The sequence below is a fragment of the Rubrivivax sp. A210 genome, assembly GCF_904426505.1.
Classification (GTDB): Bacteria; Pseudomonadota; Gammaproteobacteria; order Burkholderiales; family Burkholderiaceae_C; genus Rubrivivax.
Window position 1 is genome coordinate 36,038 of record NZ_CAJGBN010000013.1, and the last position, 25,387, is coordinate 61,424.

The window sequence follows — 25,387 nt, forward strand, 5'->3', positions numbered from 1 at the left end:
TCGCAGCCTCAGCGCGGCCGGGTTGGCGGCAGCGGGATGAGATCGGTCTCGCCCGCCAGCGCCGCAAAGCGCTGTGCCTCCCAGTCGTCGGCCGCCTGCACCAGGCGCTCGCGGCGCGAGGAGACGAAGTTCCAGTAGATATGGCGGTGGCCCAGCGGCTCCCCGCCTATCAGCACCACGCGCGCCGCGCCGCTGGCGGCCAGCATGGGCTCGTCGCCCGGCGCCAGCAGCTGCATGCGCTGCGGCGCCAGGGCACTGCCGTCCAGTTCGACGGCGCCTTCGATGACGTAGAGGGCACGCTCAGGTGCCAACGGGAGCGGAAAGGCGTCGCCCACGGCCAGCGTGATGTCGAGGTAGAGCGTCTCGGAGCGCACCGCCACCGGCGAAGTCGCCCCAAAGGCCGCGCCCACCAGCACGCGCACCTGGGCGCCACCCACCTCCAGCGCCGGAATCGCCGCCGCCGGCGTGTGGGCGAAAGACGGCGCCATCTCCTCGTCGGCCTCGGGCAGCGCCGCCCACAGCTGCAGGCCGTGGCTGCGCCTTGGCCGGCCGCGCAAATCATCGGGCGTGCGCTCTGAATGCACGATGCCGCTGCCGGCCGTCATCCAGTTGACGGCGCCCGGCTCGATGCGCTGGCGCGCGCCGGTGGAGTCGTGGTGCTGCAGCGCGCCCTCGAAGAGATAGCTCAACGTGGCCAGGCCGATGTGCGGGTGCGGGCGCACATCGTGGTCGTCCTCGGGCCGCGCCGTGAGCGGGCCGAAATGGTCGAAGAAGAGGAAGGGCCCGACGGCCTGGCGCGCCGCAGCAGGCAGCAGGCGGCGCACGGTGAAACCACCGCCGAGATCCTTGGTGTGGGGCGTGAGGACGAGAGGCGAAGGGCTCATCGGCGCAGTGTAGGAAAATCGCCGCTTCCCTGCGTTCCTTCAGAAAGCCTCCATGAGCCTCAAGTGCGGCATCGTCGGCCTGCCCAATGTCGGCAAGTCCACACTCTTCAACGCGCTCACCAAGGCCGGCATCGCCGCCGAGAACTACCCGTTCTGCACCATCGAGCCCAATGTCGGCGTGGTCGAGCTGCCCGACCCTCGCCTGGCTGCGCTGAGCGTGATCGTCCAGCCCGAGCGCGTGGTGCCGGCCATCGTCGAGTTCGTCGACATCGCCGGCCTCGTGGCCGGGGCCAGCAAGGGCGAGGGCCTGGGCAACCAGTTCCTGAGCCACATCCGCGAGACCGACGCCATCGTCAACGTGGTGCGCTGCTTCGAGGACGAGAACGTCATCCACGTCGCCGGCAAGGTGGACCCCATCGCCGACATCGAGGTCATACAGACCGAGCTGTGCCTGGCCGACCTTTCCACGGTGGAAAAAAGCCTGCACCGCTACGTGAAGGCGGCGCGCTCAGGCAATGACAAGGAGGCGGCGGCACTGGTGAAGGTGCTCGAGAAATGCCAGGCCGCGCTGGACCAGGCGCTGCCGGTGCGTGGCATTGACTTCAGCAAGGAAGAGCAGGTCATCCTCAAGCCGCTGTGCCTGATCACCGCCAAGCCGGCGATGTTTGTCGGCAACGTCAGCGAGACGGGTTTCGAGAACAACCCCTTCCTCGACCGCCTGCGCGACTACGCCGCCAAGCAGAAGGCGCCGGTGGTGGCCATCTGCGCCAAGACCGAGGCCGAGCTGGCCGACATGGCCGACGAGGACAAGGCGCTCTTCCTGCACGAGATGGGGCAGGACGAGCCGGGGCTGAACCGCCTGATCCGCGCCGCCTTCACGCTGCTGGGCCTGCAGACCTATTTCACCGCCGGCGTCAAGGAAGTGCGCGCCTGGACCATCCACATCGGCGACACCGCGCCGCAGGCGGCCGGCGTCATCCACACCGATTTCGAGCGCGGCTTCATCCGCGCCCAGACCATCGCCTACGAGGATTTCATCGCCTTCAAGGGCGAACAAGGCGCCAAGGACCACGGCAAGATGCGCGCCGAGGGCAAGGAATACGTCGTCAAGGACGGCGACGTGATGAACTTCCTGTTCAACGTCTGATTCGCGGCGCTGGCGCGCCGTGCCGAAGGCGCCGGGAAGTTAAGCGGCGCGGCCGTGCGCCTTGCGACGGCGCGCCACGCCCATGCCGGCCAGGGCCACCAGCACCAGGCTTGCCGCGCCAGGCTCAGGAACGCTCGCCGCCAGGCTGCCGGGGGCGCCGTCGAACACCACCTCGCCCAGCGCCAGCCAACGGCCTTCCGGGCCATTGTTCAGCGTCAGTTCGACGTAGCGGCCGCTGGCCGGGCTGGTCAGCACCTGGAAGACGCCGTCGCTGTCATTGGCACCCGGCACGCGCTCTGCGGCCGACAGGCTGCGCGTTTGCGTGCCGCCGAAGTTGACGCCGTCGTCGGAAAACCGCATGCCGACCGAACCCGGCATGTAGACAGCCGCCGCAGGGTAGTACTTGAAGTAGGTCGTCACGCTGCTGAGGATGTGGCTGCTGCCCAGATCGAAGGTGATGACCGGCGATGAGCCGTCCCACATCACGTAGGGCGCCCAGGCGCCGTAGCCGGCCGACACCGACGCGCTCAGCACGCCGTCGGTCAGGTCGCCCTTGCCACCCGACAGCAGGCCGGCGCCGCCCACGAGCGAGCGACTGCCGGTCAGGGTGCCGGCAGGGCTGGCGGTATAGCCGTTGTCGAAGTAGGCACCGTGCAGATCGGCGCCATCGAGCATGGTGTAGGACTGGACCACGATGTTGGCTTGCGCCCCCATCGACAGGACGGCGGCCGCAAGGCCGGTGAGCAAGGGTCGCAGCATGGGGTTCTCGGTCAAGGGGCCAGGAGTCTGGGCACCCTGCCCGCTCGATAACCCATTCTGTCGGCCGGGATATTCACCGTCACCCCGCAGGCCCGGGGGGGGTGAGCGCCGATTCAAGCCAAAAGGCGGCAGGAATTGGCGCCGGCCGCGCTCGCGAAGCGGCCTCGCCGCTCAGGCGTCCAGACGTTGCACGATCTGCGCTACCAAGGCGCGCAGCGCCACGTCCAGCGCCTGGCCCTGGCGCGCCAGTTCTTCTGCATCGTCCGCGCCCGCCAACCGGGCTTCCAACTCGCGCGCCGCCAGGGCCATCGCCACCGCGCCTATGACCGAGCTGGCACCGCACAGCGAGTGCAGCTACGCCTTCCAGCGCGCGGCCTCTGACGCATCAGGCACGGCCCGCAGCTCGGGCAGGCCGTCGCCATAGGTCTGGGCATAGCGCGCCAGCACGCGCTCCAGCGTCTCGAGCTGGCCGCCGACATGGCGCAGTGCCTGGCCGCAGTCAAAGCCTTTGATGTCGGCCAGGCGCTGCAGCAGGGCGGGCCGCTCGGGCGCGCCGCCGGCCGTACCACCGGCGGGCAGCGCCGGCGCCGCGTCGCCCGGCAGCGGCAGCCAGCGCCTGAGCGTCGCGTACAACTGGGGCGGGTCCACCGGCTTGGCGACGTGGTCGTTCATGCCTGCGGCCAGGCAGGCGGCGCGATCCTCGGCAAAGGCATTGGCCGTCATCGCGACGATGGGCGTGGCGCGGCCGGCGCGGGCGCGGATCTCGCGCGTGGCCGAGAGGCCGTCCATCACCGGCATCTGCATGTCCATCAGCACCAGGTCATAGGGCCGGGCCAGCACCTGCTCAACTGCCACACGGCCGTTCTCGGCCGTCTCCACCACCAGGCCGACGCTGCGCAGCAGGTCGGCCGCGACCTCGCGGTTGACCGGGTTGTCCTCGGCCAGCAGCACGCGCTGGCCCTGGTGCTGCTGGCGCAACAGCCTTTCGGCGTCGCCCCGGGCGCCAGCGGCCGTGGCCTTGGGCATGCCCGGTGCGCGCAGCACGCGCACCAGGGTGTCGTGCAGGCTGGACAGGGTTACCGGCTTGGCCAGCGCGGCATCGAAGCCGGCGGCGCGCGCCTGCTCCCATATCGTGGGGTCATCGACGGCCGTCACCAGCACCGCCGGCGGCATGCCCTCGCCCAGCCGCTGGCGCAGCAGCTGCAGCGTGGCGATGCCATCGGGCGGGTCCATGCGCCAGTCGAGCAGGAAGACGTCATAGGGATGGCCGGCCTTCATTTCGGCGGCCACGCGCTGCACCGCAGCCATGCCGTCGGGCAGGGCGTCGACCGCCAGGCCGAGCAGGCGCAGGCCATCGCCCAGCACCTCCAGCGACTCGGGCAGGTCGTCCACCAGCAACGCGCGCAGGCCGGCAAGCGCCACCGGCGCGGCGCGCTCGCCGGCCTCTTGCGGCAGGCCGAACCAGGCGTCGAACCAAAAGCAGCTGCCCTCGCCCGGCGCGCTGGTGACACCGATCTCGCCACCCATCAGGCCGGCCAGGTGGCGGCTGAGCGCCAGGCCCAGGCCGGTGCCGCCGTGGCGGCGCGTGATCGAGCTGTCGGCCTGCTCGAAGGGCGAGAACAGCCGCGAGCGCTGCTCTTCGCTCAGGCCCGGGCCGGTGTCGCGCACTTCGAACTGCACCTGCAGGCGGCCGGCCTCGCGGCGCTGCAGATTGCATCTGAGGCGCACCCAGCCCTGCTCGGTGAACTTGACGGCATTGCCCAGCAGGTTCACCAGCAGCTGGGTCAGGCGGGTCGGGTCGCCGCTGAGGCGCGGCGGTACGTGGTCGGTGTCGAGCACCAGCTCCAGCCCCTTTTCGCGAGCGCGCTCGCTCACCATCTGGAAGGCATGGGTCAGCACCTGGTCGAGGCCGAAATCGACCTCCTCCAGCACCATGCGGCCGGCCTCGACCTTGGAGAGGTCGAGGATGTCGTTGATGATCTGCAGAAGGTGGCGCGCGGCGTCGCCGATCTTGGCCAGGCGGTCGGCCTGCACCGGGTCGGTGGTGTCGCGCGCCATCATGTGGGTGAGGCCGATGACGGCGTTCATCGGCGTGCGGATCTCGTGGCTCATATTGGCCAGGAAGGCGCTCTTGGCGCGGTTGGCCGCCTTGGCCTCGTCGCGCGCCGCGGCCAGCTCGGCCGTGCGCTGCTCGACGCGCTGCTCCAGCGTGGCCGCCAGTTCGCGCAGCTCGCGCTCGGCCCGCTTGCGCGCCGAGATGTCGACCAGGGTCGACAGGATCACCGGCTCGCCGTCCATCGTCAGCACCTGGGCCGCGATCTCGGCCTCGAAGGTCTCGCCGTTGCGCTTGTGGAAGACCTGCTCCCAGCCCGTCAGCTTGCCCAGCTGCTGCAGGCTGGCGACGAAGCGCGCCGCGTCCTCGGCCTGGGGCCACATGAAGCGCGCCGACTGGCCGATGATGCTGGCGCGGGTCTCGCCGGTCATCGCCAGCCAGCTCGGATTGACGTCGAGCACGGCGCCGCCCTGCAGCCGCGTCAGCGCGATGGCCGCCGGGTTGTTGGCAAAGGCCGTGGCGAACAAGTCTTGCGACAGGCGCAGGCGTTCCTGCTGGCGCCGGGTCTCCGACACGTCGGTGAGCATGTAGACGTGGTGGGGCCGGCCATCGACCTGGAAGGCGGCGCCGGCGCACACGCAGTCGACAATCTCGCCGGTGCTGCGGCGCAGCTTCAGCTCGACGCCTCGCACCGTGCCCCGCGCCGCCATGCCGGCCAGCAGGGCCTCGCGCTGGCCGAGGTCGACCCACAGGCCCAGGGCCGCGGCACTGTGGCCGATCAGGGCATCGCGGCCCAGGCCCACCAGCACCTCGAAGGCCGGGTTGGCCAGGCGTATCGCGTGGTCGGCGCCGGTCAGCACGACGGCGTCGGAGAGGCCGTCGAACATGGCGCGGAAGGTGGCCTCGCTCACCCCCAGCGCCGCCGCCACCCGTTCACGTTCGGACGCGCTGGCGTCCAGCAGCGCCCGCGCCGCCGTGATCTCGACGATGGCCGGCTGCACGGCCACCGCTGCGCCCGGCGCCTGTTCGGCCAGGTTGGCCACCGCAGCGGCCAGGCGCCGGCTGGCGCGTCCGCCCACCCAAAGCCCCATCAGGATGGCGGCCAGCAGGCCCAGGCCCACCATCGCGGCAGCGCCAAGCAGGGGGGCCTGACGGCTGGCGGCGGCCACATCCACCTCCACCGTCCAGGGCACCAGGCTCAGCGCGTTGACGAAGTGCGCCCCACTGGGGCCTGACACCGCCGAACCCGCCGCTGCGGCACTCGCGGCCACGGCCGGCCGCCGGGCCAGGACCTGGCGCTGGCCGTCGCGCAGCGTGAGGGTCCAGCCCTCTTCCAGCCGCAGACCATCGAACTGCGCCTGCAGGCGCAGCGCCGGCACCACCGTCAGCAGGGCCCTGGTGGTCGGCGCGCCCGGCCCGCCCGGTTGCGCGGCGGGCGGCAGCGGCACCGCCACCGCCACCAGGCGCAACTTGGCAACGGGGCCCATGAAGCTGTCGCCCACTGCGGGCTGGCCGCTGGCCAGCGCCAGCGGCAAGGCGGCGCGCCCGCTCACGCGCGGCAGCGGCGGCAAGGCCTTGCCCCAGGGCTGGCCGCTGTGCAGCAGCATGCGGCCGGCCGCGTCACCCAGGATCAGCGCGCTGCCGTGGGTGTACTCGAAGCCCTGGGCCACACGGTGGAACTCCGCCAGCCGCACGTCGCCCTCGAGCAGCGGCGAGGCCGCCAGCACCGAGAGGGTGTCGATGCGGCCGCGCAGGGTCTGCTCCACCGCGTCGGCCACCTGTCGTGCCAGGCGCATTGCCGCCTCGTCCTCGGCCTGGCGGATATGGGCCACGCCAACCGCACCCATGCCAACGGCCAGCACCACCAGGGGCAGCATGCCGACCCAGATCAGGCGCCGCAGATAGACGCGCATCGCCAGGCCGTGGGGCTGGGTGGGGGCTGGCGCGATCGGTGACTCGGCCATGAGGGCGATGAAGGCTGCGGATGAACGACGCCGAGGCGGCCTGCATCGAGGCCGCCCGGCGCAGCGGTAAGTCCGAGTCTAGGCCGACCGGGAAACGCCCGGCGCCCAGAGCAACCAGCCGGGCGAGGTCCATCTTCCACGCGGCACCCACCACGCGGGGACTCGCGGGGCAGCAGGGCGCTCTCAGCCCAGGGCCTGGAACTCCTTGTCGTGCATCCAGGCCGCATGCCGCGGTGCGCGCCGGGTCTGGCTCCACTCCTCGAGCATCTGCCACTTCACATCGTCCAGCGCGCGGTACATCGGGGGCGTGCCCACGTCGGCCGCCAGTTCCAGGCGATGGCCGTTGGGGTCGAAGAAATAGATGCTCTTGAAGAGGGTGTGATCGGTGATGCCGACGACTTCGACGCCGGCGGCTTCCAGCCTGGCCTTGGTTTCCTCCAGCGTCTGCACGCTGTCGACCTTGAAGGCGATGTGCTGTACCCAGTCGGGGGTGTTGGTGTCCCGGCCCATCGCAGGCGCATTGGGCAGTTCGAAGAAAGCCAGCACATTGCCCTGGCCGGCGTCCAGGAACACATGCATATAGGGGTCGGGCGCCTTCGTGGACGGCACCTGGTCTTCGGCGATGGCCAGCACGAAGTCCATGTTCAGGTGCTTGACGTACCACTCGACGGTTTCCTTGGCGTCACGGCAGCGGTAGGCGACGTGGTGTATGCGTTGGATCTTCATGCTCCTGCGTCCTCAGTGATTCAGCCTGCAAGGGTGCCCCACCGACCATACGGCGCCGGCCGCGCCCTCCCCGGTGTGGGGGATCTGGCACAGGCGATATCAGCACTCAACGATGGAGAGTGCTAATATTTGTGGAACTCGAGGGGCCCCCGGCCACTCACATGCTGCCATGAACACCACTGCCACCGCCTCCCTCACGCTGCGCGACCCCTGGGCGCTGGTGCCCTCGCTGGGCAATCTGGACGCCTACATCTCGGCCGTCAACCGCCTGCCCATGCTCACCCAGGCCGAGGAAACCCAGCTCGGCCGCGCCTGGCGCGCCGAAGGCGACGTGCAGGCGGCCGGGCGGCTGGTGCTGTCGCACCTGCGCCTGGTGGTCTCGGTCTCGCGCCAGTACCTCGGCTACGGCCTGCCCCAGGGTGACCTCATCCAGGAAGGCAATATCGGCCTGATGAAGGCCGTGAAGCGATTCGACCCCGAGCAGGGCGTGCGCCTGGTGAGCTATGCGCTGCACTGGATCAAGGCCGAGATCCACGAGTACATCCTCAAGAACTGGCGCATGGTCAAGGTGGCCACCACCAAGGCCCAGCGCAAGCTCTTTTTCAACCTGCGCTCGATGAAGCAGGGCCTGAAGCAGGACCAGGGCGAGAACCACGAGGCCGACACCTACCGCAACACGCTCACGCCGGTCGAGGTGGAGACGGTGGCGCGCGAACTGCACGTCAAGCCCGAAGAAGTGATCGAGATGGAAACCCGCCTGTCGGGCGGCGACGTGGCGCTCGAGCCGCAGACCGACGACGGCGAGGAAAGCTACGCCCCCATCGCGTATCTCGCCGACGACAGCAGCGAGCCGACGCGTCGCCTCGAGGCCGTACACCGCGACTGGCTGGCCGGCGACGGCATCAGCACGGCGCTGAACGTGCTGGACGCGCGCAGCCGCCGCGTCGTCGAGGAGCGCTGGCTCAAGGTCAACGACGATTCATCCGGCGGCATGACGCTGCACGAGTTGGCCGCCGAATACGGCGTCAGCGCCGAGCGCATCCGCCAGATCGAAGTGGCGGCGCTGAAGAAGATGCGCAAGGCGCTGGAAGTCGCCTGAGGGCGACGCCGCGGCTCAGCCCTTCAGGAGCAGCTGAAGGTCGGACTTCAAGGTGTCCGACCCCATGCCGTAGCGCGTGAACAGGCGCACGCGGCCCGTCGCGTCGAAGACATAGCTGCCGGCCGTGTGGTCCATCGTGTAGCTGCCTGCGGCCTGGCCCGGCACCTTGGCGAAGAAGACCTTGAAGGCCTTGGCCGCCGCCGCCGTTTCTTCCGCGCTGCCGCGCAGCGCGACGAAATCGGGGCTGAAGGCGCCCACATAGGCCTTCAACACCTCGGGCGTGTCGCGCTCGGGGTCGACGGAGATGAAGATACCCTGCACGCGGGCGCCATCGGCGCCCAATTCCTTCTTGATCTGAGCCAGCTCCATCATCGTCGTCGGGCAGACGTCGGGACATTGCGTGTAGCCAAAGAAGACCACCGCCAGGCTGCCCTTGAAATCGGCCAGGCGGCGGCGCTTGCCGTCGACATCGGGCAGGTCGAAATCGCGTGCGTACTCGGCGCCGGTGATGTCGATGGACTTGAAGGCCGGCGGCGGCGGCGCGCTGCGTTCGCAGCCCGTCAGGGCCACAGCCATTGGGGCGGCCAGGCCCAGGGCAATCAGCCGACGACGAGCGCTATCCATGGCATCAGGTAGTGGTCAAGCAAGAGCGCGGCAAAGAGCAGCGAGAGGTGCCAGATCGAGAAACGGAAGGTGGCGCGCGCCAGCGCGTCGCTGTAGTCGCGCCACAGCTGCCAGGCATAGAGAATGAAGAGCCCGCCCAGCACCAGGGCCGCGGCCAGGTAGATGGCGCCGCTCATGCGGAAGACAAAGGGCAGCAGCGTGGCCGCGAACAGCACGATGGTGTAGAGCAGCACCTGCAGCCGCGTGAACTCGGAGCCATGCGTGATGGGCAGCATGGGCAGGCCGGCACGGCGGTAGTCCTCGGCGCGGTACAGCGCCAGGGCCCAGAAGTGCGGCGGCGTCCAGAGGAAGATGATGAGGCAGAGGATCAGCGCCTCGTGGCCGACCTCGCCGCGCATGGCGGCAAAGCCCAGCACCGGAGGCATTGCGCCCGAGGCGCCGCCGATGACGATGTTCTGCGGCGTCAGCGGCTTGAGCACCACGGTGTAGACCACCGCATAGCCGACGAAGGTGGCAAAGGTGAGCCACATCGTCAGCGCATTGACCCAGAAGTACAGCACAGCGCTGCCGGCAGCGCACAGCACGGCCGAAAACAGCAGGGTCTGGCCAGAAGGCAGTTCGCCCTTGGCCGAAGGCCGCCAGGCGGTGCGCGCCATGCGGCGGTCGATCTGCTGCTCGACCAGGCAGTTGAAGGCCGCCGCGGCGCTGGCCACCAGCCAGATGCCCACGGTGGCGGCGCCGGCCAGGCGCCAGTCGGGCAGGCCAGGCTGGGCCAGCAGCATGCCGATGAGGGCGCAGAAGACGATCAGCTGGATCACGCGCGGCTTGGTCAGCGCGTAAAACTGCGACCAGCGCGTGGCGGCTGAACGGGGGGCGGCAAGGGTCTGGGACATGGGGCGGTCGATTCTAGGCAGCCACCGGCAGCGGCTGAGGGCGTGCAGGGGCAGGGGCAACGCCCGCGCGTGCGATAAGCAGCGCCAGCAGCAGCGCCATCGCGGCGGCGCCGGCCGAATGGCCCAGCGCCGCCACCAGCGGCCAGCCGAGCACGACGTTGGACAGCCCGCTGGCCCACTGCAGCAGCAGCAGCGCGCCCAGGCCGGCGCCAAAGCGCCCGGCCCCGCCCCGGCGCCACAGCGCCCAGGCCAGCCAAGCCAGCACGGCGCTGGCGATGACGGCGAACAGCCGGTGCGCCATCTGGATGGCCACCAGGGCCTCGAAGGGCAGCGCGCCGCCGTGGCCGGCCAGGCCCAGCTCGCGCCGCAGCGTGAAGCCGTGGCCGAAATCCATCGTCGGCCAGGCCTGGCCATTGCAGAGCGGAAAGCCCTCGCAGGCCAGCACGGCGTAATTGGTGCTGACCCAGCCACCCAAAGCCACCTGGACAGCCAGCACGGCCATGGCCATCAACGCGCCGCGCCGCAGCACCGCCGGCAGCGCCAGCGGCTGGCGGCCGTAGGCCGCGTGCTGGAAGGCCAGCAACACCAGCAGCGCCAGCCCGCCCAGCAGGTGCAGGGTGACAATGGCCGGATAGAGCTTGAGCGTGACCGTCCAGCGCCCGAACAGGCCTTGCACGATGACCCAGGCCAGGGTCAGCGTCGGCCACCAGGGCGTGTGCGGCAGGCGCTGTCGCTCGCGCCAGCTCACCGCGGCCAGCACCAGGATCAGCGCGCCCACAGTGGCCGCGAGGTAGCGGTGGATCATCTCGATCCAGGCCTTGTGCCAGGTCACCGGGCCGTCGGGCAGGGCCGCCTGCGCGGCGTGGATCTGCTCGCGCGCACCCAGCGGGCTGGCCTCGCCATAGCAGCCCGGCCAGTCGGGGCAGCCGAGGCCTGAATCGGTAAGCCGCGTAAAGGCGCCAAAGACCACCAGGTCGAAGGTCAGGAAGAGGGTCAGCGCGGTCAGGGCCGCCAGCCGCCGCGGCGTGTCACGCTGACGCAGCCAGACCCAGGCCAGCGGCAGCAGCGCGACGAGCGCCGCACCGAGCAGCAGGCGCAGCGCGGGGGCGTAGTCGACCGCGGCAACGCTGGCGGCGGCCGTGTTCATCGGCCCGGTAAGTCCCACGAGGCCGCGGCGCGCAGCAGGCGGTCGAGATCTCGCTTGACCCGCGCCGGCTCGGCCGCCACCGGCCAGCGCATCATCCATTCGCCATGCGGGTCGACGAGGTAGAGGTGGTCCTGCAGCGCCTGGCCCGGCGCTGGCGCCAGCCAGGCGGCCAGCGCCGCGGGGTCGGCGCGCAGCGCGGTGAGCGCCGGCTTGGCCTCGATGGCGGCGCGCAGTGCGGGCGCGACCGCGCCGCCGTCAATGACGAACCAGAGCTTGTCGATGCGCTCGCGCTCGCGGCCCAGCATCTCGCGCAGCTGGCGCTGCATCAGGAGGCGGGCCTCGCAGCCGGTATCGCAGGCCGAGGGGCCGACAGTGACCAGCAGCCACTGGCCGCGCAACGAGCGCGCCGCCACCGGCGCGCCGTCCAGTGTGGTGAGCGCCAGCGCCGGCGGCAGGCCGCGCGTAGGCTGGATCAGCGTGCCATAGCTGGTGAGGCTTTGCGGCCGCACGACGTAGTACATGAAGTAGGAGGCCACCACTGGCGCGGCGCACACGGCCAGCACCAGCAGCATGCGCAGCCGGCCCTGGCGCGTGCGCCGCGCCTGGGCCTCGGGGCTGGCCAGATCGGGCACGTCCAGGCGGTGGACGGTAAAGGCCAGCGGCTCAGCGTCGGCCTTGGCTGCGGCGGGGTCGGATGTGTTGGAACCAGACATAGAGGCCCAGGGTCAGCGTACAGAGCGCAAACCACTGCACGGCATAGCCGTAGTGCTTGTGGACATCGGCGGCCGGCTGCGGCCATTGCCGCAACAGGCCATCGGCCGGGGGGGAATCGCCATCTTCCTGCACCACGGCCAGCGGGCGCAGCGGCAGATCGGCTTCGCGCGCATAGGCGGCGAGGTCGAGATTCTGACGGATCGCGCCCGAGGCCGCCGCGCCCAGCTCATAGGCCTGCGAAAGCCGGGGGGCGATGCGGCCGATGACGGCCACCTCACCGGCCGGCGACGGCGGGGCCGCGATGCGCGTGCGGTCAGCCCCGTCGCGCGGCAGCCAGCCGCGCTGCACCAGCACCGCGCTGCCGTCGGGCAGCTGCAGCGGCGTCACGGCGTAGAAGCCGGCGCGGCCGTTCAGGGGCCGGTTGTCGAGGTAGACAGTGCGTGCGGACAGCCAGCGGCCCTGCAGGCGCACCAGGCGGTGCTGCAGGCGATCCGCGTCTTCGGCACTGCGGGGCAGTTCGGCCGGCGCCAGGGCAGGCAGCGCGCGCTGGCGCAGCAGGGCATCCTGCAGCGCCAGCTTCTGCGCCGCGCGGTCGAGCTGCCACAGCCCCAGCCGCGCCGTGGCCAGCACCAACGCCAGCGCGGCGAGCAGCGGGATCAAGCGGCGCAGGGTCATCTCGGGGACCGCGGCGGATAATTGCCGCCCATGAAGATCGTGATGGTGTTGATGCTGGTGGCGGTGCTGGCGGCGTTGGCCAGCGCCGGTTTCTTCATGCTGCGCAAGAGCGACGGCGGCGACCCGCGAGGCCGCCGCATGGCGCGTGCGCTCACGCTGCGCATTGCGCTGTCGGTGGCGCTCTTCCTCTTCATCCTGCTCGGCTGGTTCATGGGCTGGGTGCATCCGAGCGGCATTCCCGCCGGCCGCTGAAACAAACAACGCCGCGCAAGGCGGCGTTGTCGCGGCGGCTGGCGAGGCTTATAGCCAGTAGACCAGGAAATACAGGCCCAGCCAGACCACGTCGACGAAGTGCCAGTACCAGGCCGCGCCCTCGAAGCCGAAATGGCGCTCGGGCGTGAAGTGGCCCTTCATCAGGCGGATGGTGATGAAGGTGAGCATCAGCATGCCCACGAAGACGTGGAAGCCATGGAAGCCCGTGAGCATGAAGAAGGTGGAGCCGAAGATGCCCGAGCTGAGCTTGAGATTCAGCTCGACATAGGCGTGGTGGTATTCATAGGCCTGCACGCCGACGAAGGTGGCGCCCAGCGCGACCGTGATCCACATCCAGAAAATCGTCTTGGCGCGCTGGTTGGCGATGAGCGCGTGATGGGCAATGGTCAGCGTCACGCCCGAGGTCAGCAGCAGCGCGGTGTTGATGGTGGGCAGCGGCCAGGGGCCGACGGTGGTGAAGGGCTCCACCGTGCCGGCCGGCGAGGCCGTGATGCCGCCGCCGGCGCTGGGCCAGATGGCCTTGAAGTCGGGCCACAGCAGCTGGTGGTCGAGGTTGCCCAGCATCGGCAGCGCGTGGACGCGGGCCCAGTAGAGGGCGCCGAAGAAGGCGGCGAAAAACATCACCTCGCTGAAGATGAACCAGCTCATGCTCCAGCGGAACGAGACATCGACGCGGTCGGAGTACAGCCCGCCCTCGCTCTCGCCGATGGCCTGGCGGAACCACTGGAACAGCACCGTCAGCCAGACCGCCATGCCGGCCATCAGCACATAGGCCGCCCAGCCGGCGCCGTTGACCCAGCGCGAGGCGCCGTAGATCACCAGCAGCAGGCCGAAGGACACCATCACCGGATGGCGCGAAGGCGATGGAATGTAGTAGTGCGGCGCGCTGCCCGCGTGGGTGTTGGCTGACATGGGGGTGACCCTCCTCGATCCCGGAAAACGAATTGGTTTGGACTGTTCAGGTGGCAACGCCGCTGGCGACCACCCAGCGCACCAGCACCACGATGGCGGCGACGAAAAGCACCGCGGCGAGGATGCCGGCAATGATCAGGTGCAGCGGGTTGAGCTTGCCCACATCCTGCTCCCAGTCAGCACGCCGGCGCACGCCGAAGAAGGACCAGGCCACGGCACGCACCGTCTGCAGCAGCGAAGCGGGGCGCTGGGCGGCCTGCTTGAGATCGCTCATGCCCCCGCTCCCTTGGGCGCCGCCGGCACCTTGCCGCCGACCTCGAAGAAGGTGTAGGACAGGGTGATGGTGGTGACGTCGCGCGGCAGCTTGGGGTCGATCACGAAGACCACCGGCCACTGCTTGCTCTCGCCCGGCGCCAGCGTCCACTCGTTGAAGCAGAAGCACTGGACCTTGTTGAAATGGGCGCCGGACTGCATGGGCGCATAGCTCGGAATGGCCTGGGCGACCATGGCCCGGTTCTGCGGATTGCGGAACTCGTACATCACCGTGACCATCTCGCCCGGGTGGGCCGAGACCGAGCGCTGGCCGGGCTTGAACTCCCAGGGCCCGCGCGCATTGGCGTCGAACTCCACCGTGATGCTGCGCGTGAGGTCGACCTGGGTGTTGGCCTGCGCCTTGGCGGCGCCCGCGGCCCAGTTGCCCGAGGCGACGCGCTGCTCGGCGAGCGACAGCACATTGATGCCCAGCGCGTCGCAGATGGCGCGGTACATCGGCACCAGCGCATAGCCGAAGCCGAACATCACCGCGGTGATGACCAGCAGCTTGGCGAGCAGGCGCCGGTTGTCCAGCAGCAGCGCGGGCAGGGCGACCATGCGGCTCAGGGGCCCAGCCAGACAATCTTGGCGACGAAGCCCAGGCCGAAGAGCAGCGCCGCCAGGCCCAGGCCCAGCGCGAGCCGGACGTTGGCCTTGCGTTGTTGCTGCTCGCCGCCGCTCATGTCGGTGCCTGGCCTCAACCGATCACGCGCGTGGCGCTGGCGTCGAGCTTGGGCGGCGTCTCGAAGGTGTGCCAGGGCGCCGGCGACGGCACTTCCCACTCCAGGCCCTCGGCGCCTTCCCAGGGCTTCTGCGGCGCGGGCTCGCCCTTGCCCTGCATCGCCGGCAGCACGACGAAGAAGAAGAAGTAGACCTGCATCAGGCCGAAGCCGAAGGCGCCGACGGTGGCGAGGGCGTTGAAGTCGGCGAACTGCATCGGGTAGTCGGCATAGCGGCGCGGCATGCCGGCGAGGCCGAGGAAGTGCATCGGGAAGAAGGTGACGTTGAAGAAGATGATCGAGCCCCAGAAATGGATCTTGCCGCGGGTCTCGGAATACATCACGCCGGTCCACTTGGGCGCCCAGTAGTAGTAGCCGGCGAACATCGCGAACAGCGAGCCGGCCACCAGCACGTAGTGGAAGTGGGCCACCACGTAGTAGGTGTCCTGGATCTGGATGTCGATCGGCGCCATGGCGCAGATGAGGCCGGTGAAGCCGCCCATCGTGAACACGAAGAGGAAGCCCACGGCCCACAGCATGGGCGACTCGAAGGTCATGGAGCCGCGCCACATGGTGGCCAGCCAGTTGAAGATCTTCACGCCGGTGGGCACCGCGATCAGCATCGTCGCGTACATGAAGAAGAGCTGCCCCGTCACCGGCATGCCGGTGGTGTACATGTGGTGGGCCCAGACGATGAAGGACAGGATGGCGATCGACGAGGTCGCGTACACCATGCTGGTGTAGCCGAACAGACGCTTGCGCGCAAAGGCCGGGATGATGGCGCTGACGATGCCGAAGGCCGGCAGGATCATGATGTAGACCTCGGGATGACCGAAGAACCAGAAGATGTGCTGGTACATGATCGGGTCACCGCCGCCGGCGGGGTTGAAGAAGCTGGTGCCGAAGTGGCGGTCGGTCAGCGTCATCGTGATGGCACCGGCCAGCACCGGCATCACCGCGATCAGCAGGTAGGCGGTGATGAGCCAGGTCCAGGCGAACAGCGGCATCTTCATCAGCGTCATGCCGGGCGCGCGCATGTTGAGGATGGTGACGATGATGTTGATCGAGCCCATGATGGAACTGGCGCCCATGATGTGCATGGCAAAGATGCCGGCGTCCATGCTGGGGCCCATCTGCAGCGTCAGCGGCGCGTAGAGCGTCCAGCCCGCGGCGGGCGCGCCGCCGGGCATGAAGAAGCCTCCCACCAGCATCAGCGCGGCCGGAATCAGCAGCCAGAAGCTGAGGTTGTTCATGCGCGCGAAGGCCATGTCGGCGGCGCCGATCTGCAGCGGCAGCATCCAGTTCGCGAAGCCCACGAAGGCCGGCATGATGGCGCCGAAGACCATGATCAGGCCGTGCATCGTGGTGAGCTGGTTGAACAGCTCGGGGTTCACGAACTGCAGCCCGGGCTGGAACAGCTCGGCGCGTATGCCCAGGGCCAGCACGCCACCCACCATCAGCATCGTGAAGCTGAACAGCAGGTACATCGTGCCGATGTCCTTGTGGTTGGTGGCGAACAGCCAGCGTCGCCAGCCATGCGGATGGCCGTGGTCGTGGTCGTGGCCGTGGTCAGAGTGACCGGCGTGGCCGTGGGGGTCGAGGACTGCGCTCATGTCGTGATTCCTTGGGGCTTGGTCCAGCGATTACTTGCGGGCGGCAACGACCTGGGACGGCTGCACGGCCTGCCCGGTCTTGTTGCTCCAATGGTTCTTGGTGTAGGTGATGACGGCCGCGATCTCGGTGTCGGAGAGCGACTTCCAGGCCGGCATGGTGCCGTTGTTCTGGCCGTTGAGCAGCACCGCAATCTGCTTGCCGGCGTCGGCATCCTGCACCACGGCGGCGCCGTCCAGCGGCTTGATCGGGCCTGCGCCCTTGCCGTCGGGCCGGTGGCAGGCGGCGCAGTTGGCGGCATAGACCTTTTCGCCGCGGGCAACCAGATCCGCCAGCTGCCAGACCTTGGCCGGGTCGTCGGCCGCGGCGGCCATGGCCTTCTTCTGGCCCTCCACCCACTTGGCATAGTCGGCCTGGCTCAGCACCTTGACGTGGATCGGCATGTAGGCGTGCTCCTTGCCGCACAGCTCGGCGCACTGGCCGTAGAAATCACCCGTCTTCTCCGCACGGAACCAGGTGTCGCGCACGAAGCCGGGGATGGCGTCCTGCTTGACGCCCAGGGCCGGCACCATCCAGGCGTGGATGACGTCGTTGGCGGTGGTGATGATGCGCACCTTGCGGTCCACCGGCACCACCAGCGGGTTGTCCACCTTGAGCAGGTAGTCGTCGCCGGCCGGCTTGCCGGCGTCGGACATCAGGCGCTGGGCATTGTCCAGCGTCGACAGGAAGGCGATGCCCTCGCCCTCGCCCTTGAGGTAGTCGTAGCCCCACTTCCACTGGTATCCGGTGGCCTTGATGGTGAGGTCGGCATTGCTGGTGTCCTTCATCGCCACCACGGTGCGCGTGGCCATCGCGCCCATCGCGATGACGATGACGAAGGGCACGACGGTCCAGGCGATCTCCACCGCCACGCTCTCGTGGAAGTTGGCCGCCTTGTGGCCGATGGACTTGCGGTGCTTGAGGATGGAATAGAACATCACGCCGAACACGGCGACGAAGATCACCACGCAGACGACGAGCATGAAGTTGTGCAGCCAGTGCTGCTGCTCGGCGATGCGGGTGACAGCCGGATGCAAGTCCAGCTGGCGCACGGCGGGGCCGCCGGGCAGGTCATTCACCGCCTGGGCAGCGCCAGCGGCGAGCCCGGCGCCGGTGGCAAACAAGGCCTGCAAGGCGCGGTTGACGAGGCGGTGTCGCGGGGCGAAGGTGTTCATCATCGTCGTCGTCATTTCAGTTCGAATCGTTCTCGGGCCAGACCGGCATGCTGCGCTGGATACGCCACCGGCCCCGGCAACCCCTGCAGCGCCCGCGGCGCGCAGCGCCATCGACCGGGGATTGGGGACAAGGGTTGCGGACATCCGGCAAACGTGTGATGAAAGAGGCGGAAACAGCGGCGGAAATACGCGTGAAGCGCAGCAGGTCGAAAGCCGGCAGCCCGACCGCAAAGCGGCGGATTCTAGCCCCGGGGTAAGTCTCATTTGAGGTCTCGGGGAAAGCCCTAGGCCAACCTCGGGCCCCGACTCTCAGGCCGGTTTGCGCCCGGCGCGCGCCATCGTGCGCAGGTCTTCCAGAGCCACCGCGGTCTCGGCCGCCACGCGCGGGCGCGGCGGGGGCCTGAAGGCATGGCCGTAGACGATCTCGAAGGCCAGCGAGACACGGCCGTCGGCACCGGCCCGCGCGTTGATGGCCGCGGCCAGGCGCTCGCGCCAGCGCGGCGTGCGCAGCCCCGGGTGGCGGCGCGCATCGGCATTGCCGCCCAGGCCGCGCAGCTCGGCCAGCAGCGCATCGGCCGAGGCCCAGGTCAGCGTGAGAATCTCCTGGTCCATCACCGGATCGGCAAAGCCGGCCTCGATCAGCATGTCGCCCAGGTCGTGCATGTCGACGAAGGGCGCGAAGGGCGGCGGCCAGCCGGCCTCGGCATAGACGGCAGCAAGCCCGCTGAGCGAGCCCGGCCCCAGCGTCGAGAACATCAGGAAGCCGTCGACCGCCAGCGCCTGCTGCCAGCGCCGCATCAACGCCTGAGGGTCGGCCTCCAGGTGCAGATGCATATTGGCCCACAGCAGCTCGGCCGCACCAGGGGCCGGCGCATCGCCCTCGACCAGCGCCGGCGCCGCACCGGCCCAGCGCCGCGGCGACCACCAGGGTTGCTGCAGCGCGGCGGCGCTGACGCGGTGGCGTTCGGTGTCGCTTTCCAGCCCCAGCCACTGCGCCTTGGGATAGGCCTGGCCCAGCACCGCCTGGCTGGCGCCGAGAAAGGCGCCCCAGTCGAGCACGCGCTTGGGCTGCAGGCGTACCACCGACAGCCGCTCGGCCATGCGCCGCGCCACTTCGCCATGCAGCCAGGGCGGCGCCTCGGCACGGTTCAGGCGCCGCCGCTGGTGTGCCAGCGCGGGCTCGGCCACGGGGCGGCGCGCATTGCGCGAGCTGGGGACGTTTGCGGCGCTGGGGTCGGGTTCGGCCATGGGCAAACTGTATATTGGCCGCATGCGCCGCCCCTTCATGCCCGGTCAGTGCGAGATCTGCCGGCAATGGACGAGCGCGGCGCTGTGTACCGACTGCATGGCCCGCTTTGGCGCACCCCGCCCGCGCTGCCGCCGTTGCGCCCTGCCGCTGGGCCTGGCAGCCGCGGCCTGCGGCGAATGCCTGCGCCAGCCGCCGCCCTTCGAGGCCGCGGTGTGTGCCGTCGACTACGGATTCCCCTGGGACCGCGTGATCGCCGACTTCAAGTTCCATGGCCGTTCTGAGCTGGCCGGCGTGCTGGCAGGGCCGCTGCTGGATGCGCTCGCCGTGGCAGCACTGCCGCGCGTAGCCGCCGTGCTGCCGGTGCCGCTGGCGCCGCCGCGCCTGGCCGAGCGCGGCTACAACCAGGCCTGGGAGCTGGCGCGGCGCCTCGCCGCAGCGCTGGGACTGCCGGCCCATGGCGATCTGCTCCAGCGCACGCTGGATACCGCCCACCAGGCTGGCCTGCCGCGCACCGAGCGCCAGCGCAATCTGGCCGGCGCCTTCATGGTCGACCCACGCCGCCGCAATGCGCTGCAGGGACGCGCGCTGGCGCTGGTGGACGACGTGATGACCACCGGCGCCACCCTGCGCGAGGCCGCGGCCCAGCTGCTGCGCGCTGGTGCCGCCTCGGTGCAGGTATGGGTGGTGGCGCGCACGCCCACACCGGGCGATTGATCGAGATGTTCCACATCGTCCTCGTCGCGCCGGAGATCCCGCCCAACACCGGCAATGTGATCCGCCTGGCGGCCAACACCGGCTGCACGCTGCACCTCGTCGAGCCGCTGGGCTTTGCGATGGAAGACAAGCTGCTGCGCCGCGCCGGGCTCGACTACCACGAGACCGCGCGTGTGCGCCGCCATGCCTCGTGGGCCGCGCTGCTGCAGGCCGAGGCGCCCGAAGCCGGCCGCTGCTATGCCTTCACGACCCAGGGCGCCCAGCCGCTGGCCGCAATGCGCTGGCAACCGGGCGACTGGCTGGTGTTCGGCAGCGAGACCGCCGGCCTGCCGCCGGCACTGCGCGAGAGCTTTCCGCCGGCGCAGCGCGTGCGCCTGCCCATGCGCGCCGGCCAGCGCAGCCTCAACCTCAGCAACGCCGTGGCGGTAGCAGTGTTCGAGGCCTGGCGGCAGCAGGGCTACGAGGGCGCGGCCTGAGGCGGCCTTGGCCTCGCGCTAACCAAACGCGGATTCAGCGCGCGACTGGCGCGCCATCAAGCGCGTCATCGCCTCGGCAGGCGGCAAGCGGCCTTCGAGCACATCGACCACGGCCTCGGTGATGGGCAGCTCGACGCCCAGGCCTCGCGCACGCGTCAGCGCGGTGGCGGCGGTGGGCACGCCTTCGGCGACATGGCCCAGCGAGGCCAGGGCCTGGGCCAGGCTTTGGCCGGCGGCCAGCAGCAGGCCGACGCGGCGGTTGCGCGACAGGTCGCCGGTGGCGGTGAGCACGAGGTCGCCCAGGCCCGACAGGCCCATGAAGGTTTCGGCACGCGCACCCAGGGCCAGGCCCAGGCGGGTCATCTCGGCCAGGCCGCGCGTGATGAGGGCGGCGCGCGCATTGAGCCCGGCCTGCGGCATGCCGTCGACGATGCCGGTGGCAATGGCAAGCACGTTCTTGAGCGCGCCGCCGACCTCGACGCCGACGATGTCGGCGCTGGTGTAGACGCGCAGTGCCTCGCTGTGAAAGGCGGCCACCGCGGCGGTGGCGAGTTCGGCGTCGGCGCTGGCCGCGACCAGGGCCGTGGGCTGCTGGCGCGCCACCTCGAGCGCGAAGCTCGGGCCCGACAGCACGCCGCAGGCCGAGCCCGGGCGCAGCTGGCGCGCCAACTCGTGGCCGAGGGCGCCGCTGCCGGCCTCAAAGCCCTTGCACAGCCAGAGCGCGGCACGCGCATCGGGCAGCGATGAAAGCTGCTCGCGCAGCCCCGCCATCGGCGTGGCGATGACGGTGAGGCCGCCGGCCGCATGGGCCAGCGCCTGTTGCCGGTCGGCCGTGACGCGCAGCGCCGGCGGCAGTTCAACCTCGGGCAGGTAGCGCGCGTTGCGGCGCTCGTCCGCAAGGGCTACGGCCTGGGCGGCGTCGCGCGCCCACAGCAGCACCTCATGGCGGGGCGCCGCCGCGGCGGCCAGCGCCGTGCCCCAGGCGCCGGCGCCGAGGACCGCGATCTTCATCGCCGGCCCCGTGCCTTCTTCAGTTGGCGCCGGTGATGATGCGCGAGCCGTTGCCCGACTGCGCCGCGGCGGCCTGCGCCTGCTGGGCCTCGAACATGGCCTGGAAATTGACTTCGGTCAGCAGAATGGGCGGGAAGCCGGCGCGCGTGCAGACATCGGAGACGATGGCGCGCAGGTAGGGGTAGACCATCTGCGGGCAGACGATGCTGATGATGCCCTGCATCTGCTCATCGGGCACGTTGCGGATCTCGAAGATGCCGGCCTGCTTGGCCTCCACCAGGAACAGCACCTTGTCCTTCACCTTGGTGGTGACGGTGGCGGTGACGGTGACCTCGAAGACGCCGTCGGCCACCGGCTCGGCGCCCATGGCCAGATTGATGTCAACCTGGGGCTGGGCCTGCTCGAGCAGGATCTGCGGCGAATTGGGCTGCTCGAGCGACAGATCCTTGAGGTACATGCGCTGGATCTGGAAAACGGGAGTCTCGTCGGCCATGTCGGTTCCAAGAGTGACGGAAAGTGCGAAGAAAAGCCCGACGCCGCCATGGCGCCGGACCGCAACCCCGGATTATCGCCGAGCGCCCGCGCCCGCCCGGGGCCGCGCCGTGATCAAGTGCCGGGTGTCAAATGCCCAGCAGGGGCCGCAGGCCGCCGCGCTGGTCGAGCGCCATCAGGTCGTCGCAGCCGCCGACATGGGTGTCGCCAATGAAGATCTGCGGCACGGTGCGGCGGCCGGTGAGGCTCATCATGCGCTCGCGCTCGGCGGGGTCGAGATCGACACGGATCTCCTCGATGGCTTCGACGCCCCGCTGCTTGAGCAACGCCTTGGCGCGCACACAGAAGGGGCAGACCTGGGTCGTGTACATCCGGACCGGTGTCATGCGGAGGCTCGGTAGTCCAAAACCTGCATTGTCCTGCGCCGCCCTGCCCTTTGCCGGCGCCGGCCTTCAGCGGCGGTTCAGCCTGCCTTTTCGGCCGATTTCTCGATCGGCAGCTGCGCCTCGCGCCAGGCCGCCGTGCCGCCGGCCACCGCCACCGCCTTCTCCCAGCCGGCCTTGCGCAACTGGGCCGCAGCGCGGGCGGCGCGGGCGCCGCTGGGGCAGATCAGCAGCACGGGCAGCGTCTTGTTGGTGGGCACAGCCTTGGAGCCCTCGAGTTGCCCCAGCGGCGCATTGCGCGCGCCGCCGGCGTGGCCAGCGGCATATTCGTTGGGCTCGCTCACGTCGATCAGCACCCCCTTCTCGCGGTTGATCAGGCGCACCGCCTCGGCCGTGCCGACACTGCCGGCACCACCGCCGCCAGCCCCGCGCAGCACCGGCCAGACCAGCAGGCCACCGGAGATGGCGGCCACCATAAAGAGGTACCAGTTGTCGACAAAGAAATTCAAGGGGCCCGCCGCGCTGCTGCAAAACCGCGAATTATAGAATCCGCCCCATGCACAAGCTCGTACTGATACGCCACGGCGAATCCACCTGGAATCTCGAAAACCGCTTCACCGGCTGGACCGACGTGCCGCTCACCGACACCGGCGTGGCCCAGGCACGCCAGGCCGGGCGCCTGCTGCGCGAGGGTGGCTGGGAGTTCGACGTCGCCTACACCTCGGTGCTCAAGCGCGCCGTGTGGACACTGTGGCACGCGCTCGACGAGATGGAGCGCACCTGGCTGCCGGTGCAGCACGACTGGCGCCTGAACGAGCGCCACTACGGCGCGCTGCAGGGCCTCAACAAGTCGGACATGGCCAAACAGTACGGCGACGCGCAGGTGCTGGTGTGGCGCCGCAGCTATGACACGCCGCCGCCGGCGCTGGAAGCCGGCGACCCGCGCAGCGAGCGCGCCGACCCGCGCTACGCCCGCCTGGCGCCGGAGCAGATCCCTCTTACCGAGTGCCTGAAGGACACCGTGGCGCGGGTGCTGCCGTTCTGGAACGAACGCATCGCACCGGCCATCCGCGACGGCCAGCGCATCGTGATCGCGGCCCACGGCAACAGCATCCGCGCGCTGGTGAAATACCTCGACGGCATCGCCGACGCCGACATCGTCGGCGTCAACATCCCCAATGGCATCCCGCTTGTCTACGAGCTGGATGCCAGCTTGAAGCCGATCAAGAGCTATTACCTGGGCGATGCCGAGGCGGCTGCCAAGGCCGCCGCCGCGGTGGCGGCCCAGGGCAAGGGCGGCTGATCAGTCGAGCAGCCCGTACACCTGCTCGGGCAGTATGCGCGGCAGGCTGTTGCGCTCCTGCAGCGGGCCGGCGATGACGTACTCCGGCAGCCGGGTGTCGCGCCTGGGTGTCCCGGCCAGGGCCTTGCCGGTGGCGCTGTTCAGCGACACCACCACGGCGGCCTCGGCAGCCGTGGCACGCTGGATCACGATGGCGGTTTCGCCGTTCTTGAGGCGCACGAACTCGCCCGGCGGGTAGACACCGACGGCGCGGATCAGCGCCGTGGCGATGGCGCCGCCCTTCTCTTCCTGGAACAGCTGGCGCGCTGCCGCCTGCGGCAGCAGCGCCGGACGCAGAGCCCGTGGCGTGATCTTGGCGGTGAAGACATCGGCGGCACGCAGCACATGGGCAATCTCACCAGGCTCGGCCAGCGCACGCGGGTAGCCGCCGGCGCCGCTGCGCTCGTGGTGCTGTTCCACCGCGTCCAGCCAGTCAGCATCGGTGACGCCGGCATCACGCAGCATCTGGGCCGACTGCAGCGGGTGGGCGCGGATCAGGTCCATCTGCTTCTTGCTCGGCGGGTCCACCTGCTCGGCCATGCGCGCCTGCAACTCCAGCGTGGAGGCGTTCATCGTCAGCGCCGCGCGCACCGCGATGCGCTCGCGCTCGGCCGGCCAGCCGAGCTGGCGCGTTGCCAGCAGCACCACGGTGGCGCTGTGCAGCGCATGGGTGAGGGCGTAGAGGGCGAAGCGGCGGTCCTGCTGGCGCACGCAGACGAAGAGGGCGGCGTCGAGGTGGCGCTCGACGAGGGCGATGTGGGCGTCAGTAAAGGCCTCGAACTGGGCCGGCCAGTCGTTGGCGCCGGCGGCAGCCGGCAGCTTGCGCAGCAGGTCGTCGAGCAGCCAGACCTGCTGCTCAAGAGCGTCGAACCAGGTCATGCTGCGCGCCCTGCCGGCGGTGGTGTCGTTCTCCGCGATGAAGCCGCGCGCCTGGCGCACGGCGGCGGCCTCGGCGTGGTCGACGCAGGCGCCACGCTCGATCAGCGCCGCGAACTGGCGCTCGCCGTGGATGCGCTGGCCCAGGGCCAGCAGCAGGCGGCCCAGGTTGTCGACGACGCGAAAGGGCAGCGGCTCGCCGTCGACCAGAATGCCGCGCAGTTCCGCCAATGGCACCGGGGGCTTCATGCCAGCCCCCGCAGCGCCGCAGCGATGAGCGGCACCACCGACACCGCATTGCTGGCATGGGGCACGCAGTCGCTGCTCCAGATGTGGCGCACGCCGGCGGCGCGCACCGCGGCATAGGCGTCGCCGACGAAGAGCGCGTGCGAGACCGCCACATCCACCGTGGCCGCGCCATGGGCCAGCGCGCCCTGGGCGGCGGCGATGAGGGTGCGGCCGGTGCTGGCGACATCGTCGAGCAGCACCACGGCGCGGCCTCTGACATCGGCGTCGGGCAGGGCGACATCGACCTCGCGGTCGCCATGGCGTTGCTTGCGGCAGACCGCGTGGTCCAGGCCGTGGGCGGTGGCGGCGGCGCGCACCCATTGGCCAGCCTCCTCGTCGGGCGCCAGCAGCAGCGCATCGGGCACCTGACGCGCGACATGGGCGCCCAGCAGCGGCGCCGCCGACAGCGCCAGGCCGCGCCGGCCCGGCACCACCTCGTCCAGCGTCGCCACGCGGTGCAGATGGGGATCGACCGTGACCAGGGTGTCGAAGGCGGCGGCGAGCAACCGGCCCAGGTGGCGCTGGCTCACCACCTCGCCCGGCGTGAAGGCCATGTCCTGGCGCATATAGGCCAGATACGGGCTGACCAGGGTGAGGTGGCGGGCGCCGAGTTCTCGGGCGCCTGCGGCGGCCAGCAGCAGCACAGCCAGCTTGGCGTCGGGGTCTTGCAGGCCGCGCAGCACGATGGTGCGTTCGGGCAGATCGGGTGGCAGGCGCAGCCGCGTCTCGCCGTCCGGGAAGCGGTGGCGGCGCACCAGGGCCAGCGGCTGGCCCAGCGCACTGGCCAGGCCCTGGGCCAAGTCTGCTTCGTCCTCGAATGCCAGCAACAT

General features: G+C 70.1%; 29 protein-coding genes. 6 read left to right on the forward strand and 23 right to left on the reverse strand.

Annotated features, from left to right (window positions below; genetic code table 11):
• Positions 1–8 precede the first annotated feature (8 nt).
• A complete protein-coding gene (locus tag JMV16_RS11760) occupies positions 9–884 on the reverse strand; it encodes a pirin family protein (RefSeq protein ID WP_201494467.1) in 876 nt (291 codons plus the stop codon).
• Between the two features lie 52 nt (positions 885–936).
• Between JMV16_RS11760 and ychF the strand changes: the two genes are divergently transcribed.
• The gene (gene ychF / locus JMV16_RS11765; RefSeq protein ID WP_201494468.1) at positions 937–2,031 is read left to right on the forward strand and encodes a redox-regulated ATPase YchF; all 1,095 of its coding nucleotides are present in this window, start codon (positions 937–939) and stop codon (positions 2,029–2,031) included.
• Between the two features lie 39 nt (positions 2,032–2,070).
• Here the strand turns inward: ychF and JMV16_RS11770 are convergent, their stop codons facing one another.
• From JMV16_RS11770 to JMV16_RS11785, 4 genes are all read right to left on the reverse strand, one after another.
• A complete protein-coding gene (locus JMV16_RS11770) occupies positions 2,071–2,790 on the reverse strand; it encodes a discoidin domain-containing protein (RefSeq protein WP_201494469.1) in 720 nt (239 codons plus the stop codon).
• 171 nt (positions 2,791–2,961) lie between these two features.
• Positions 2,962–3,105, reverse strand: a complete 144-nt coding sequence (locus JMV16_RS11775) for a hypothetical protein (protein WP_201494470.1) — start codon at positions 3,103–3,105, stop codon at positions 2,962–2,964.
• Positions 3,106–3,144: 39 nt separating this feature from the next.
• Positions 3,145–6,807, reverse strand: coding sequence for a PAS domain-containing hybrid sensor histidine kinase/response regulator (locus JMV16_RS11780; RefSeq protein ID WP_201494471.1), 3,663 nt, complete (start codon positions 6,805–6,807; stop codon positions 3,145–3,147).
• Between the two features lie 183 nt (positions 6,808–6,990).
• Positions 6,991–7,533, reverse strand: a complete 543-nt coding sequence (locus tag JMV16_RS11785; protein WP_201494472.1) for a VOC family protein — start codon at positions 7,531–7,533, stop codon at positions 6,991–6,993.
• 169 nt (positions 7,534–7,702) lie between these two features.
• Here JMV16_RS11785 and rpoH point away from each other — a divergent pair, with 169 nt between their 5' ends.
• On the forward strand, positions 7,703–8,632 hold the full coding sequence (rpoH, locus tag JMV16_RS11790) for an RNA polymerase sigma factor RpoH (protein ID WP_201494473.1): 930 nt from the start codon (positions 7,703–7,705) through the stop codon (positions 8,630–8,632).
• A gap of 15 nt (positions 8,633–8,647) precedes the next feature.
• Here rpoH and JMV16_RS11795 read toward each other — a convergent pair whose 3' ends face one another.
• The 5 genes from JMV16_RS11795 to JMV16_RS11815 are packed head-to-tail and all read right to left on the reverse strand — an operon-like array spanning position 8,648 to position 12,670.
• Positions 8,648–9,256 carry an SCO family protein gene (locus JMV16_RS11795; RefSeq protein WP_201494474.1) on the reverse strand — a complete coding sequence of 203 codons (609 nt, stop codon included), beginning with the start codon at positions 9,254–9,256 and terminating at the stop codon, positions 8,648–8,650.
• Positions 9,232–10,149, reverse strand: a complete 918-nt coding sequence (gene cyoE, locus JMV16_RS11800; protein WP_201494475.1) for a heme o synthase — start codon at positions 10,147–10,149, stop codon at positions 9,232–9,234. The genes JMV16_RS11795 and cyoE overlap by 25 nt, the downstream gene beginning before the upstream one ends.
• A gap of 13 nt (positions 10,150–10,162) precedes the next feature.
• Entirely contained in the window at positions 10,163–11,296 is a 1,134-nt protein-coding gene (locus tag JMV16_RS11805) for a COX15/CtaA family protein (protein WP_201494476.1), read from the reverse strand.
• On the reverse strand, positions 11,293–12,009 hold the full coding sequence (locus JMV16_RS11810; RefSeq protein ID WP_201494477.1) for an SCO family protein: 717 nt from the start codon (positions 12,007–12,009) through the stop codon (positions 11,293–11,295). The genes JMV16_RS11805 and JMV16_RS11810 overlap by 4 nt, the downstream gene beginning before the upstream one ends.
• Entirely contained in the window at positions 11,960–12,670 is a 711-nt protein-coding gene (locus tag JMV16_RS11815; RefSeq protein WP_236580477.1) for an SURF1 family protein, read from the reverse strand. The genes JMV16_RS11810 and JMV16_RS11815 overlap by 50 nt, the downstream gene beginning before the upstream one ends.
• A 45-nt stretch (positions 12,671–12,715) precedes the next feature.
• Between JMV16_RS11815 and JMV16_RS11820 the strand changes: the two genes are divergently transcribed.
• Entirely contained in the window at positions 12,716–12,937 is a 222-nt protein-coding gene (locus JMV16_RS11820; protein ID WP_201494479.1) for a twin transmembrane helix small protein, read from the forward strand.
• Between the two features lie 48 nt (positions 12,938–12,985).
• On the opposite strand, the gene JMV16_RS11825 is transcribed toward JMV16_RS11820, so the two are convergent.
• The 7 genes from JMV16_RS11825 to JMV16_RS11855 form a co-directional block, all read right to left on the reverse strand.
• Complete coding sequence (locus JMV16_RS11825; RefSeq protein ID WP_201494480.1) at positions 12,986–13,870, reverse strand: cytochrome c oxidase subunit 3; 885 nt, start codon at positions 13,868–13,870, stop codon at positions 12,986–12,988.
• 46 nt (positions 13,871–13,916) lie between these two features.
• Positions 13,917–14,144 carry a DUF2970 domain-containing protein gene (locus JMV16_RS11830; protein ID WP_201494481.1) on the reverse strand — a complete coding sequence of 76 codons (228 nt, stop codon included), beginning with the start codon at positions 14,142–14,144 and terminating at the stop codon, positions 13,917–13,919.
• Positions 14,141–14,740, reverse strand: coding sequence for a cytochrome c oxidase assembly protein (locus tag JMV16_RS11835; RefSeq protein WP_201494482.1), 600 nt, complete (start codon positions 14,738–14,740; stop codon positions 14,141–14,143). Before JMV16_RS11835 ends, JMV16_RS11830 begins: the two co-directional genes overlap by 4 nt.
• 5 nt (positions 14,741–14,745) lie before the next feature.
• Complete coding sequence (locus tag JMV16_RS11840; RefSeq protein ID WP_201494507.1) at positions 14,746–14,883, reverse strand: hypothetical protein; 138 nt, start codon at positions 14,881–14,883, stop codon at positions 14,746–14,748.
• Positions 14,880–16,514, reverse strand: a complete 1,635-nt coding sequence (gene ctaD, locus JMV16_RS11845) for a cytochrome c oxidase subunit I (RefSeq protein WP_201494483.1) — start codon at positions 16,512–16,514, stop codon at positions 14,880–14,882. The genes JMV16_RS11840 and ctaD overlap by 4 nt, the downstream gene beginning before the upstream one ends.
• 30 nt (positions 16,515–16,544) lie before the next feature.
• A complete protein-coding gene (gene coxB / locus JMV16_RS11850) occupies positions 16,545–17,726 on the reverse strand; it encodes a cytochrome c oxidase subunit II (RefSeq protein ID WP_201494504.1) in 1,182 nt (393 codons plus the stop codon).
• Positions 17,727–18,035: 309 nt separating this feature from the next.
• Entirely contained in the window at positions 18,036–18,974 is a 939-nt protein-coding gene (locus JMV16_RS11855; protein WP_201494484.1) for a biotin synthase, read from the reverse strand.
• Between JMV16_RS11855 and JMV16_RS11860 the strand changes: the two genes are divergently transcribed.
• Both JMV16_RS11860 and trmL read left to right on the forward strand, forming a co-directional pair.
• The gene (locus tag JMV16_RS11860; protein ID WP_236580479.1) at positions 18,973–19,689 is read left to right on the forward strand and encodes a ComF family protein; all 717 of its coding nucleotides are present in this window, start codon (positions 18,973–18,975) and stop codon (positions 19,687–19,689) included. The two genes, JMV16_RS11855 and JMV16_RS11860, sit on opposite strands and share 2 nt — an antisense overlap.
• Before the next feature lie 5 nt (positions 19,690–19,694).
• Positions 19,695–20,165 (forward strand): tRNA (uridine(34)/cytosine(34)/5-carboxymethylaminomethyluridine(34)-2'-O)-methyltransferase TrmL, encoded by a 471-nt coding sequence (trmL, locus tag JMV16_RS11865; RefSeq protein ID WP_201494485.1) that lies wholly within the window; start codon positions 19,695–19,697, stop codon positions 20,163–20,165.
• An 18-nt stretch (positions 20,166–20,183) separates the two neighbouring features.
• Here the strand turns inward: trmL and JMV16_RS11870 are convergent, their stop codons facing one another.
• From JMV16_RS11870 to JMV16_RS11885, 4 genes are all read right to left on the reverse strand, one after another.
• Entirely contained in the window at positions 20,184–21,176 is a 993-nt protein-coding gene (locus tag JMV16_RS11870) for an NAD(P)H-dependent glycerol-3-phosphate dehydrogenase (RefSeq protein ID WP_201494486.1), read from the reverse strand.
• Positions 21,177–21,195: 19 nt separating this feature from the next.
• Entirely contained in the window at positions 21,196–21,669 is a 474-nt protein-coding gene (gene secB, locus JMV16_RS11875; protein WP_201494487.1) for a protein-export chaperone SecB, read from the reverse strand.
• Between the two features lie 127 nt (positions 21,670–21,796).
• The gene (gene grxC, locus JMV16_RS11880; protein ID WP_201494488.1) at positions 21,797–22,054 is read right to left on the reverse strand and encodes a glutaredoxin 3; all 258 of its coding nucleotides are present in this window, start codon (positions 22,052–22,054) and stop codon (positions 21,797–21,799) included.
• Between the two features lie 77 nt (positions 22,055–22,131).
• Positions 22,132–22,560 carry a rhodanese-like domain-containing protein gene (locus JMV16_RS11885; RefSeq protein ID WP_201494489.1) on the reverse strand — a complete coding sequence of 143 codons (429 nt, stop codon included), beginning with the start codon at positions 22,558–22,560 and terminating at the stop codon, positions 22,132–22,134.
• Between the two features lie 47 nt (positions 22,561–22,607).
• Here JMV16_RS11885 and gpmA point away from each other — a divergent pair, with 47 nt between their 5' ends.
• Positions 22,608–23,354, forward strand: a complete 747-nt coding sequence (gpmA, locus tag JMV16_RS11890; RefSeq protein ID WP_201494490.1) for a 2,3-diphosphoglycerate-dependent phosphoglycerate mutase — start codon at positions 22,608–22,610, stop codon at positions 23,352–23,354.
• Here the strand turns inward: gpmA and JMV16_RS11895 are convergent, their stop codons facing one another.
• Complete coding sequence (locus JMV16_RS11895; protein ID WP_201494491.1) at positions 23,355–24,518, reverse strand: HD-GYP domain-containing protein; 1,164 nt, start codon at positions 24,516–24,518, stop codon at positions 23,355–23,357.
• On the reverse strand, positions 24,515–25,387 hold the full coding sequence (locus JMV16_RS11900) for a ribose-phosphate diphosphokinase (protein WP_201494492.1): 873 nt from the start codon (positions 25,385–25,387) through the stop codon (positions 24,515–24,517). Before JMV16_RS11900 ends, JMV16_RS11895 begins: the two co-directional genes overlap by 4 nt.